General features: G+C 54.9%; 7 protein-coding genes and 1 CRISPR repeat array. Of the genes, 5 read left to right on the top strand and 2 right to left on the bottom strand.

The window, feature by feature from the left end; genetic code table 11:
• Positions 1-91 precede the first annotated feature (91 nt).
• The 3 genes from cas1 (at position 92) to L1A08_RS02510 (ending at position 5,985) form a co-directional block, all read left to right on the top strand.
• On the top strand, positions 92-1,018 hold the full coding sequence (gene cas1, locus L1A08_RS02515) for a type II CRISPR-associated endonuclease Cas1 (protein ID WP_238753835.1): 927 nt from the start codon (positions 92-94) through the stop codon (positions 1,016-1,018).
• Complete coding sequence (gene cas2 / locus L1A08_RS22935) at positions 985-1,314, top strand: CRISPR-associated endonuclease Cas2 (RefSeq protein WP_390896839.1); 330 nt, start codon at positions 985-987, stop codon at positions 1,312-1,314. The genes cas1 and cas2 overlap by 34 nt, the downstream gene beginning before the upstream one ends.
• Before the next feature lie 48 nt (positions 1,315-1,362).
• Positions 1,363-4,956: direct repeats of the CRISPR family, unit length 36 nt; unit sequence AGTGTAACCAACACTGGCCTGAGACCAATCCGCAAC.
• Between the two features lie 399 nt (positions 4,957-5,355).
• The gene (locus L1A08_RS02510) at positions 5,356-5,985 is read left to right on the top strand and encodes a DUF4230 domain-containing protein (RefSeq protein WP_315860537.1); all 630 of its coding nucleotides are present in this window, start codon (positions 5,356-5,358) and stop codon (positions 5,983-5,985) included.
• A gap of 15 nt (positions 5,986-6,000) precedes the next feature.
• Here the strand turns inward: L1A08_RS02510 and L1A08_RS02505 are convergent, their stop codons facing one another.
• Both L1A08_RS02505 and L1A08_RS02500 read right to left on the bottom strand, forming a co-directional pair.
• Positions 6,001-6,636 carry an RNA polymerase sigma factor gene (locus L1A08_RS02505; protein WP_238753833.1) on the bottom strand — a complete coding sequence of 212 codons (636 nt, stop codon included), beginning with the start codon at positions 6,634-6,636 and terminating at the stop codon, positions 6,001-6,003.
• 94 nt (positions 6,637-6,730) lie between these two features.
• Complete coding sequence (locus tag L1A08_RS02500) at positions 6,731-9,058, bottom strand: family 16 glycoside hydrolase (RefSeq protein WP_238753831.1); 2,328 nt, start codon at positions 9,056-9,058, stop codon at positions 6,731-6,733.
• Between the two features lie 565 nt (positions 9,059-9,623).
• On the opposite strand from L1A08_RS02500, the gene L1A08_RS02495 reads away from it, so the two are divergent.
• Together L1A08_RS02495 and L1A08_RS02490 are read left to right on the top strand one after the other, a co-directional pair.
• Positions 9,624-11,642, top strand: a complete 2,019-nt coding sequence (locus tag L1A08_RS02495; RefSeq protein ID WP_238753829.1) for a hypothetical protein — start codon at positions 9,624-9,626, stop codon at positions 11,640-11,642.
• Complete coding sequence (locus L1A08_RS02490; RefSeq protein WP_238753827.1) at positions 11,643-12,380, top strand: class II aldolase/adducin family protein; 738 nt, start codon at positions 11,643-11,645, stop codon at positions 12,378-12,380.
• The last annotated feature ends 75 nt before the right edge of the window (positions 12,381-12,455 follow it).

Below are 12,455 nucleotides of genomic sequence, written 5' to 3'. Positions count from 1 at the left end.
GATTAGTTCGTGACTCTCCCTCGGCTGTCAGTTATCGTCAGGTAATATCCGTCAGGCATGGAGGCGATCCCTCGACTACGTGAGCCGCCTGATGATTAAGCAGATCGTCGAGATTTCAGAGACTCCCGCGCATCTCCGTGTGCGACACGAACAGCTGGAAATCACCGTTAAAGGTAAAGTGATTGGACGTATTCCCTGCGAAGACCTGGGAGTACTGATAGTGGATAATCAGCAGGCCACCTTCTCCCATTACGCTCTCGTGAGATTAGGTGCCTATGGGACTGTCGTTGTTCTTTGTGACGATGCTCATCATCCAAGTTCAATGGTGCTTCCCCTGCCAAATCACAGTCAGGTTGTAACCCGACTCAAGCTGCAGATCGATGTCTCGGCTCCGACAAAGAAGCGAATCTGGAAACAGATCGTCATATCCAAGATCAGCGGCCAAGCCGAGAACCTTCAAGCCGATTCGGCACCACGAAAACGCCTTGTCGAGCTAGCGCGAACAGTGCGAACGGGTGACCCTCAGAATCACGAGGCCCAGGCTGCTAAAATCTATTGGCAAAGCTGGCTGCATGACCTCCGGGAACAAGAAGAATTCCGACGGAGTCGATACGGAGACGCTCCCAATAATTTGCTCAACTACGGGTATGCCATTTACCGAGCCGCGATAGCGCGAGCCATCGTGGCTGCTGGGCTACATCCGTCGATCGGTGTAAAGCATATCCACAGAAGCAATGTCTTTTGTCTCGCTGATGATCTCGTTGAACCGTTACGTCCAATTGTTGATCAGGTGGTACGTGAATTGTATTCGTCCGGGCATGTCGAACTGGATAGGTATGCAAAATCGATGATTCTTGAAAGTCTCACGCAAGCGTTCTCTGTTTCCCACGGAAAGGGGCCTCTACTCGTACAGTTGAACCGCTATCTGGCTTCGTTTGTTCGTTGTCTGGAGGATCCACGCGCCGAACTGGAGATCCCTCAGCAATGCACATCGTCGGATATCGAAATATGTGGGTGATAGTTATGTTTGACTTGCCCACCGACACACCCAAAGCGCGCAGAGACTACACAGAGTTTCGCAAGTTTCTGTTGAATGACGGATTCGTTATGATGCAGTACTCGGTTTACTCCCGACACTGCCCGAGCCAGGAAAATGCGGATGTGCACACGCGCAGAATCGAACGACACATCCCTCCCGATGGGGAGGTGCGAGTTTTTTCGATCACAGATAAACAGTTCGAGCGAATGCGGATTTTCTGGGGAAAAGTCCGCCAGCCTCCCGAATCCGCTCCGAAGCAGCTTCAGTTTTTCTGACCTTCAAACGTTGCAACACGTCATTAGGTCAGAGGTTATGGCCTCCGGAGTGTAACCAACACTGGCCTGAGACCAATCCGCAACCGGCGAGTATGACGAAGAATACCGTCGTGAAGTGTAACCAACACTGGCCTGAGACCAATCCGCAACGCTTCGGGTAGTAGATACTACCTCGCTTTAGTGTAACCAACACTGGCCTGAGACCAATCCGCAACTGTACATTTCTCCTTCGTCAGGCACAAAGCAGTGTAACCAACACTGGCCTGAGACCAATCCGCAACAAAGAAGTCGACAACTCGTCTAACAAAGTTAGTGTAACCAACACTGGCCTGAGACCAATCCGCAACTCCCGAAGCCTCGTTGAAATCCTCCACCAAGTGTAACCAACACTGGCCTGAGACCAATCCGCAACAACAGACTGTGTGAAAGGTGGACTGAAGCCAGTGTAACCAACACTGGCCTGAGACCAATCCGCAACAAGCGGCCCAGGCGGGCTTTGAAACGATGAGTGTAACCAACACTGGCCTGAGACCAATCCGCAACCTGCCGTTGACTCCAGGCGTAGAGGGAGCGAGTGTAACCAACACTGGCCTGAGACCAATCCGCAACCATTCCACCGGAACAAACCGCCCCTGGGCGAGTGTAACCAACACTGGCCTGAGACCAATCCGCAACCATCAGCCGTCGCGGGAATCTCCGACCAGAAGTGTAACCAACACTGGCCTGAGACCAATCCGCAACACCACATCCACAGCAATCAGGCTCTACGTCAGTGTAACCAACACTGGCCTGAGACCAATCCGCAACAATGGTGCGACTCGACGCTCAACCTCTCGAAGTGTAACCAACACTGGCCTGAGACCAATCCGCAACCGATCGGTGGGTCGATATAAGCGTCCGTACAGTGTAACCAACACTGGCCTGAGACCAATCCGCAACAACGCCACGCCATCATCAAATCGCTCTTCCAGTGTAACCAACACTGGCCTGAGACCAATCCGCAACGGGGCGTTGAGAAGGGCAGAGGACACTGGAAGTGTAACCAACACTGGCCTGAGACCAATCCGCAACCCCTCGCATTCATCTCGATCTCAACCGCGAAGTGTAACCAACACTGGCCTGAGACCAATCCGCAACTCTTTAGCTAATAGAACATCGTCTTCCACAAGTGTAACCAACACTGGCCTGAGACCAATCCGCAACATAAACCATCGTCCATCGTTTGGGGAAGTAAGTGTAACCAACACTGGCCTGAGACCAATCCGCAACCGCCTGTCGTCGCTGTAGTCCGCCATCGTCAGTGTAACCAACACTGGCCTGAGACCAATCCGCAACGAACTTCAGGTATCGCCCGTCGTTCGCCTTAGTGTAACCAACACTGGCCTGAGACCAATCCGCAACCACATGAGTCGGGTAGTCGTATCCGTTCCAAGTGTAACCAACACTGGCCTGAGACCAATCCGCAACTCTCAAACTCACACGCTTTACACACTCACAAGTGTAACCAACACTGGCCTGAGACCAATCCGCAACACGCCCGTCGACCTGCACATAGGGCCGACAGTGTAACCAACACTGGCCTGAGACCAATCCGCAACAGATTGCAGAGCTGCAAGATGAGTTGAATAGTGTAACCAACACTGGCCTGAGACCAATCCGCAACGCCGCATAGTCGCTCTCTCCGCTCCTCTCGAGTGTAACCAACACTGGCCTGAGACCAATCCGCAACCAACCACCGCGACCACGGGCGCCCGAATGAGTGTAACCAACACTGGCCTGAGACCAATCCGCAACGACACCTCCAGTTGTGTCTTGAGGGTTAAAAGTGTAACCAACACTGGCCTGAGACCAATCCGCAACGATCGTCGAATACTCGAACGCCCCGGCGTAAGTGTAACCAACACTGGCCTGAGACCAATCCGCAACGGATCGTCGAAGAACAGGAACAGCTTGTCGAGTGTAACCAACACTGGCCTGAGACCAATCCGCAACAGCTGGGGAACGTCCCCGGCTGGCTGGTGCAGTGTAACCAACACTGGCCTGAGACCAATCCGCAACTCGTAGAAGTAACCACCTGCGGAGTTGATCAGTGTAACCAACACTGGCCTGAGACCAATCCGCAACGCGGGGCAACGAACACCCCGCGCCGCCTCAAGTGTAACCAACACTGGCCTGAGACCAATCCGCAACGGCCTGTACCAGTTATCGAGCAACCACGCAAGTGTAACCAACACTGGCCTGAGACCAATCCGCAACGCACCAGCTCGTGCGTCTTGAGGACGAGCGAGTGTAACCAACACTGGCCTGAGACCAATCCGCAACCGAGCCGCATCCGCAAGTGGTGGCCTGACCAAGTGTAACCAACACTGGCCTGAGACCAATCCGCAACCATCAGGAGTTGGCGAACACGGTATGAGCGAGTGTAACCAACACTGGCCTGAGACCAATCCGCAACCATTGGCCGCTTGCGGCCCCTCCATGGAAAAGTGTAACCAACACTGGCCTGAGACCAATCCGCAACCCCGCCCCGTAATCGCCTCCCGCAGGCAGAAGTGTAACCAACACTGGCCTGAGACCAATCCGCAACCGCAAGGGGAACGGACGCAGCACGCCACAGAGTGTAACCAACACTGGCCTGAGACCAATCCGCAACGAGTTCCTGGAACTTCCCGCAGTGCGGGCAAGTGTAACCAACACTGGCCTGAGACCAATCCGCAACGGAGAGAGAACTTAGCAGCCAGAGAGGTCGAGTGTAACCAACACTGGCCTGAGACCAATCCGCAACACTCGAAAGCGGTAGGTAACGCGGTTGTAGAGTGTAACCAACACTGGCCTGAGACCAATCCGCAACAGCTGCTCCAGTCGTCCCACTTCTGAGCAAAGTGTAACCAACACTGGCCTGAGACCAATCCGCAACTGATGCGGAGAAGGACTGGGCGCGACTTCTAGTGTAACCAACACTGGCCTGAGACCAATCCGCAACCAGAGGCACACGCCCCTAGGCTAACAACGTAGTGTAACCAACACTGGCCTGAGACCAATCCGCAACACAGACATTGTATATGACCCGGAGCTGCAAGTGTAACCAACACTGGCCTGAGACCAATCCGCAACTCATATCGGACATGATCACGAACAACCCTGAGTGTAACCAACACTGGCCTGAGACCAATCCGCAACGTGGGAGGTGGTATGTCGCCAGCTGCCACGAGTGTAACCAACACTGGCCTGAGACCAATCCGCAACTGAAGAACAGCGGAACCGTCACGATTCCAAAGTGTAACCAACACTGGCCTGAGACCAATCCGCAACACTCAACGGTGGCAACTGCGAAGAAGCTGAAGTGTAACCAACACTGGCCTGAGACCAATCCGCAACAAGCAGCGTCGAGCGGTGGTACAGATCAATAGTGTAACCAACACTGGCCTGAGACCAATCCGCAACTAAGTACGTCCGAAGCTCTTGAAGCTCTTGAGTGTAACCAACACTGGCCTGAGACCAATCCGCAACTGTAAGCCTGGTCGGCCACCAGGCCGGCCGAGTGTAACCAACACTGGCCTGAGACCAATCCGCAACAGCTTGGCCTGATCCATGGACCCGCGCCAGAGTGTAACCAACACTGGCCTGAGACCAATCCGGCACTCGCACGAGTCCGTCGTGGTAGACCAATGAAGTGTGGCCAGCAACGATTGAGAATGCTCAGATCGTATAAGACCGAAGACTAAACCGAAGGTTTCAGATCCCCCCGTTATTCCCCCCGTAAATACGGTAAAGGGGGGGATTCTCCAACGCTTCTCTCAGCTTCGATCAAAAAAAAGCCCCCTGAAAAACAGGGGTCTGCAACGCGTCCGCAAAGTAAGAGGAAGGGGATCAAGGTCTACGGAACCGAAGGGCAACCTCTGTGTTGAGTCCGGATGTTTTAAGAATTTCAGAAATTTCGTCTCCAGTACTGACCCGAAATCCTGATCGCGAACGCTTCTCCCATGTTCGGCGACGAATTGTGATCGCCTCGGATCTGCAACATAATAAGGGGAGGAATAAATGCGAAATTTGCTCATGCTGGCTGGGATGATAACGATTGCTGGAGCGACACTGGCAGCGGCTCGCTCTCGAGTACCAGAACCCCGACCGAAGCCACCGCCTGTCGTCGTAAAATCAACAGGGCCTTCCATCGACCGGGTGCGGGAGCTTGGAGATCTGACGTCCCTGAAGTTGCAGGTTTCCGTCTTGCACACCTCGCACAGAGACGCGTGGTTCTGGGGAGGTCACAAGGGAGCCTGGATGATCAAGGGAGATGCCTTGTATGCCACGGACCTGCGACTGGCACAGCTCACCCAGGTTGAGGGGCAGGGGGAAGAAAAGAGAGTTCGCATCGAGCTTTCCCCTCCTACGGTTCGATGGTCACGGGTCGATCACGAGGGGTCACTCACGTACGAACTGAAGAGCGACGGGCTGATCGCGTTCGGGGGACCGGACCCGTCCGTTCACGATGCCGCGATGAAGCAGGCCCAGCAACTTGTGAGACAGTCTGCGGAAACGCCTGAGTATCAGCAACAGGCACGTGAGAATGCAGAACGGGTGATCGTCGGATTTTGTGCGGCTCTTGGTTACCGAGCAGACGTGGTCTGGACCGAAATACCAGAGAAACCGCTTCCGCTCCGAAGGAGTTAGCGATACGGCCGGGTGTTAACCCTCATTCCTTGCCTGATGGCCGTCAGCGTCGGGATCAAGCAGGACAGCCAGCTGTTGTTTGGCTTCCCGCCACCGGCGTTTGACGGTTTTTAAGGAAAGGTGCATCTCGACAGCGATCTCTTCGTGGGTCATTTCCAGATAGAGACGCTTCTCGAACACTTCCCGCTGATCGGCAGTCAGTAAATCGACGGCCTCGTGGATAGCAAGAGTTTCACTCGGTCTCGGTTCGTCACGTCCCGGATCGTACAATGGTCGGGCGATTCCGCGTGAGTCGACAAGACCCGGGTCAGAATGGTGGTGTCCTCCGGCTCCCAGAGGTCCGTAATGGTGTCTCCACAGGTCGATCAGTTCCCGACGAATCTGAGTCGCTGCGAGTCCCATGAACCGGTCTGAATCTTCCGGCCGAACGGCCTTGAGCGCGTTGTTAAGTCGCAGTAGAGCATTCTGCAGCACGTCATCGGTCTGTTGAAAGCGTTGGACCGCCAGATTCTGCCGCAACATGGTGCGGGCCAGTCCACGCAGACGTTTCATCGCGTGAGAGATGAGCTCGGCTCGCGCAGCATCCTCCCCACGGTTAAGGCGGTCAAGCAGGCTCTGCAGAATTGTGGTATACCCGGGGCCGTTGTTCATCGTGGTAAGTCTTCAAAGGTGCGGAACATTGCTCTGCCGGCTTCTTTAGCCGTTGAAGTGAGTCTCCCTTGCGATCTCGCAACCTTAGCGAAAGTCAGTTCGCCCGTTCGTACACGTTTTCCCAGACTCCGGGACGCAAGGGAGCGTCAAAAGACTGGGGAGGGTGCTTGGATGAATCACCAGGATCAATCTTGATGAAGCGATGCCGGAGTCGATTCCCTTCAAGACGAAGGACGCCACGATAGACAAGCCTCTTCCCCTGGTTGTTCCGGTAAGGCATGTCGACTGTGACTGGATTTGTCTTGTGGTCCAGGACGATTATGCCTGTTTCCTCGCTGACGTGGTCGGAGTTGAGACTGTTGTATTCGATCCAAAACTCATCGCGTGTGATCGTCAGCCGCTTGTCACGACGGGCAAGGATTTCTGCGGAGACCGGCCCATCATGGACACTTTCTGATTTCAATTCCCAGGTCCCCTGCAAAGCATCGATTAACTTTGACTCGGAGGGCGAGAGCGGAACGGGACCGTTCGCCCGGATCTGAATGTTCCGAAACTCACAGCGGGTCGGAGAAAGCTGCAACCCAATATGTCCCTGGGAAGCATCAGCTGTTGATTGATCAAGTACGACCCGACCGTTCATCGAGATGACGATCCTGCGATCATGCTTGGAGATTTCCATAACGTGCCAGGTTCCAGTCGGCAGGTCGATCGGGTCCGCGGCCCCGATACCGACCAAACTCCCGGATCGGCTGGATGCTGAGGGCGGGGAGCTACCGGGACGTTGATTGCCAGCTAATTCCACTTCCAGGAACTGCGAACCATCGACGGGGTGTTCCGGCAACGCATTCAGGAATATTCCACTGTCGCTGTCGGGTGAGAGCCGGAATTCGAGCCGCAACTCGTAGTTCTGATACTGGTCAGCCGTCATGAGGTAGCCGGTATCATCGGGCGACGTCGCATGGCTGACGACGGTCCCGTTTGCGACACTCCAGCCTGGACGTCCCTGGACCCACCAGCCATCAATGTTCTTACCATTGAAGAGCCGTCGCCAGCCCGGGGCCAACTCTGGTTCAAGTACCAGTTTCTCCTGCTCGTCCTTCTCCAGTTCCGGCACCAGAAATTTCCCATTCGGATTGTTTGCGACTCGAACCGCCGGAACAGGTGGAGCGTGATTAGCGGCGACGGAAGGAGGAGGCAGGCGAAAGTTGCCGATGAAGTTGGGGGTCACTTCGGGCAGGACGACTACGAGGGCCGAGAATGCCACGAGTGCGATCACTCCGACGAGCGGCCACTTCCAAATCTTCAGTCGAAGCGACGATTCTCGCTGGGATTGAAGCAGATTTGGCGTTGCAGGACTTCCAGCAGACGGAGCGGCCATCGCACGGATCAATGATTTCACGAATGCCTGGCAGGATGGCCAGCGATCCTCGGGAGACTTCGACAAGGCCCGCTCGACCACCTCACGTGCGGCCGGATCGAGTTCCGTCAGATCAGGCTGGCCGTTACGGTGACCGTCAATGATCTCAATCTCACTCCCGGAGAACGGCAAAACGCCTGTCCGCAGGTAGCAGTAGGTAATCGCCAGCGAGTATTGATCGCTGCGGTGGCTGGTCTTGCCCTCCAGGAACTCTGGTGCTGCAAACGCGAGCGTCAGCCGTCCCGTGTGCCCGGTGATGTCATGAGTGAGAGGCCGGACCAGGCCGTAATCACCGAGTTTGATGCTACCGCCAGATAACAGTAGGTTCTGCGGTTTGATGTCCCGATGCTGAACCCCCGGCCGGCTGTCGCCCCGCGGCTGATTGAGGAAGTCGATTCCCTGGGCGGCTTCCATCATGTAGCGGAGGAGTTCCCGAGGTGGAATCCCCCGGCCGGTGTGCTGACGTGCCAACTCGAAACGGCCCTGCAGCGACTCGTCTGCGAGTTCAGAGGCAATCACAAGACGATCCTCGATCTGCCAGGTCCCGAAAATACTCAAGAGATGGGGATGACGAATTTCGCGGATGATCTCCAGTGATTGCAGCTCGGCCTGTCCAGCCTGATCTCCCAGACGCACAAATTTGAGAGCCACTGGAAAGCCGCCTGGTCCGAAGGCCTTCCAGACCTGGCCAAATCCGCCCTGGCCGAGCGGTTCGAGCAGCTGATAACCAGGAACTGGTTCGAGTCCTGGCCGTAGAAAAACTACGTGCTCTCGCGAAGATTCTAGATTTGCGGAAGGATACGCGGAACTGTTCTCCACCAGTTCTCCAAGGCGACGGTCCAGATCGGCCAGTTGACAGGCGACTCGCCGGAACTGAATCAGCTCCGTAGCGGTGAGGTGAGTGGCATGCTGACGGATGAAAGCATCGAGCTCGGCTGCGGGATTGGATTCCAGCAGATCATTCCAGTCATCGAGCAGTTGTTCAATCCGCTCAGCCTGTTCCAATGGGGTGATCTCCGGGGTGGGGCAGTTTAGTAATTACGCTTCCTGTGAGTGTACAGATCAGTAGAGGCATGAGAAACCATGTCCATACCATTCACTGCTGGACTCCGGCTTGGTCAAAACGCGGGCTGAACTGGCCCGGTATCTCGGAGTCAGCAGAGCGAGGGTCACGCAGGTGCTCAGTCGTCTAAAGGACATTGATACCGCACGCGGAGAAGCGGTAGTGCCAGGGAGTTCGCGCCGCTCATCGAAGTTGAGCACAACGGTCCACATCAGGGCATTCCTACCTACGTGGCGGTCGTCTGCCGTTGACCGCCTTCATTGCCGCCCGGCTTGGCGCTCCATCATTTCGCGGAGCATCTGCCGCACTTCCGGCTGGCGGAGAGCAGCGGCGAGCGTTGCGGTCGTAAGAATAGATGCGGTCGCCGCGGACAATTGGGAGTCGAAAATGGAATGCATGTCGTGTGCATCTTGCCCCCGCCGATAGTAGTATGGATAATGATCGTCCAAGTCGTTCTGCGCCCTCTGGTTTGGCATCTGAAACCGTTACTGCGACTATCGAGGGAACATGGAAACGTATTTTCTGAATCGAAAGGGGCTTGCAGTTGCGATTTTGTTGTCCTTCGCCGTCGGCTCATGTTTTCATGGAGTGCGCGTTACGCTGTGCGTCGCCGTCTTGCTGATTGCCATCTACGCAGTGTTTCGCGGGATCGATTCTCTTGTACGTGATCGAATTACTGCATTCTTCCTCACCACACTGACCTTCCTCCTAGTCACTTTCCTACCCGCCGACCTCCGCATCTGGGTTTCACTGGGACTCACCTTGGGATGTTCGGTGGCTGCAGTTCGCTGGCCCGGCGATCCCACCGAGGGGGGCCCCCACGACCTGCCCTTTGGGTTTCGGTTCCTCGACGGCGCAATGTGGGTCATTCTTTTCGTGCTTGTGTCACTGGCTGGAGTGTCTTTGCCTACCGGCTACCTCGTTCACGACTCGTTTCATCCGCTGTACGAACTAAGCATCGGACATTCTTACCGAACAGACCTTTTGAATCCGCCCGATCTCTCTTACGCGGGTGCTGAGTTGCATTTCCATTTTCTCAGCACGCAGATCAACTCGGCAATCTCGGACCTGCTACAAATCCCAGTGCTCGAGGCGGTTTATTTTGCGACGCCTGCCTGCTTTTGCTTCTTATTCCTGCTGCTGCTTGATAGCTTTTCCGGCACTTATCCGACGCTGCGAGCTCCGATCCTGATAATTTGGTTTCTCCCGTTATTTTGGGAGACTGGGGCCCATTTCAACCTGTTCGACAGGAGTCTTCTCGCGACACCTTCCTATGCGTTGGCACATCTGTTCCTGCTTGGCGGAGTTCATTTCTTGCAAACGCGTCAGCGTAGCGCGATTTTGCTGACGTCAATCGTTTTGCTGCTCACAAAGGCAAGTTTTTTTTTGGTGTTTTTCGGTGCGGTCTTTCTGCTGACATGCCGCGAATTTAACCGAAAGAATCTATCCCTTTTCATAGCGATAGGGATCTCGTTTGCACTGCTCTATAAGCTGTTTCTGTCGGGCGCACACGCCCATAACCATTGGTTCATGTTCCCGTATGGCTTATTTGTGAGCTTCGAGAACGAGGTTCTTGGCAGCGTGCCATTTCTTTTTCTGTTGTCGCTCTTCGCGGCGTATTTCTTCGCTGTTAAACCGAACGACGTGAGATTTCCGGTAGCCGGAGTTGCCCTCTCCGGTTTCCTCGGCTGCTTTATCCTTACCGAGGCAACCGAGTCAAACCACACTCAATTTGTTGTAGCAACCAGTGTTGCTTCAGCCCTCGTGATCTGGAACGTCGCATCGCACATATTGGTGAGACGAGATCGCGCCATCGGCATATGCACTATCGCAATGTTGCTGTTGCTTTGTGGACTTTCCGTAGTTCAAGCCATGCGACCAGCGATTGGGCTCGCAGGAAGAGTAGCACTATCCCGCAGCGGCGACCTGAATGCGAACCTGCCCCACGATTTGATCGAAACGTATTCGTGGCTCCGTGAACACACTCCGCCCGATTCAATCGTGTTGTTTGGGAAACACTACGAGGAGTGGGGCACATGCATGGCCCGCTCGGCACTGAGTGGCCGAGTCATGTACATCGAGAATACCAAGTACAAGGGAGTGGGCATGCTACCGACATATGGACAGAGAATGGCGGAGAATATTCATTTTTACGCGTCGTACGTCAACTTGAGTCCAAGTTCGCTGGAGCGAATCGATGCTTTTTATGCAGAAGGGTTCGGCACCGTTTCGGGTACCCCGTTCTCCAAAAGGCGTGATATTCGGGGGAGAATTAAGTACTGGCTCGGTTTCGGCAAAGACTGGTCATGGCTTAGTCGTGTTCCACAGCTGGAATACGAGGTCCGCGAGGCGCTGGAGAACTTCGAGACCACCGATCTCTGGCTGCAACAGTTTCTGGAATCATCGGGCACAAACTTCATCGTACTTGAAAACGGCGATCAACCGACCAAGACGCTGCTCTCCCGTACTACGGCCGTCTATCAAACAGAATCCACCACTATTCTGCGAACGAGAACTGAACTGTAGGTGGCCGGAAATCAACTCACCGTCGGTGGTGTTGTCGTATCGAGGACTGAAATCGTGAATTTGCGTGAACTACGTCAAGAAGTGTGTCAGGTGAATCGTGCGTTGTTCACTTCGGGATTGGTGACCATGCATTCCGGCAACGCAAGTGGTCTTGATCCAGTCGGAAAACGGATGGTGATAAAACCTTCCGGCGTTGATTACGAGTCGCTCACGCCTGAAATGCTCGTTGAGGTCGACGTCGAGAGCGGTGAACCAGTCGACAGTGCGTTGCGTCCGAGTGTCGACTTGCCGCACCACCTGTATTTGTACTCCAGGATGCCAGGGATTCGCGGCATAGTGCATACGCACAGCAACTACGCGACAGCATTCGCCGCCTGCCATCAACCAATTCCGCTTTGCCTCACCGCTATCGCCGACGAGTTCGGTTGTGAGATCCCCTGTGCCAGTTTTGCTGAATGCCGCGACAATGACCTTGGGCGGTCAATCATTGAATCGCACACTAGCGCGCCGGCAATCTTAGTTGCGAATCACGGCGTTTTTGCATGGGGAGAGTCGCCGCGGGCAGCGTTGAAAACAGCCACGGTGACAGAAGACGTCGCCAAGACTGTTCACCTCGCGATGCAAATCGGCGAACCACGCCTGATCTCTGCGGAGTCCGCCGCAAAATACTACGATCGATACCAGAACCGTTATGGTCAGTTCGATGACTCATCGTCAGTCAATACGACACCGAGATGATCAACGACAGGAGAACTGTGCGAGGCATCCGAGGTTGCCTCGCAGACCGCGAGACGGTCCGGTGACATTTGTAAC

It is taken from the genome of Rubinisphaera margarita (assembly GCF_022267515.1).
In the GTDB taxonomy this organism is placed as follows: domain Bacteria; phylum Planctomycetota; class Planctomycetia; order Planctomycetales; family Planctomycetaceae; genus Rubinisphaera; species Rubinisphaera margarita.
This window is presented reverse-complemented; position numbering and strand designations above follow the sequence as displayed.

What these genes read in the sequence shown, in the direction of transcription:
- cas1 (WP_238753835.1), top strand. Translation starts at nt 92, where the DNA reads ATGATTAAGCAGATCGTCGAGATTTCAGAGACTCCCGCGCATCTCCGT.
- cas2 (WP_390896839.1), top strand. Translation starts at nt 985, where the DNA reads ATGCACATCGTCGGATATCGAAATATGTGGGTGATAGTTATGTTTGAC.
- L1A08_RS02510 (WP_315860537.1), top strand. Translation starts at nt 5,356, where the DNA reads ATGCGAAATTTGCTCATGCTGGCTGGGATGATAACGATTGCTGGAGCG.
- L1A08_RS02505 (WP_238753833.1), bottom strand. Translation starts at nt 6,636, where the DNA reads ATGAACAACGGCCCCGGGTATACCACAATTCTGCAGAGCCTGCTTGAC.
- L1A08_RS02495 (WP_238753829.1), top strand. Translation starts at nt 9,624, where the DNA reads ATGGAAACGTATTTTCTGAATCGAAAGGGGCTTGCAGTTGCGATTTTG.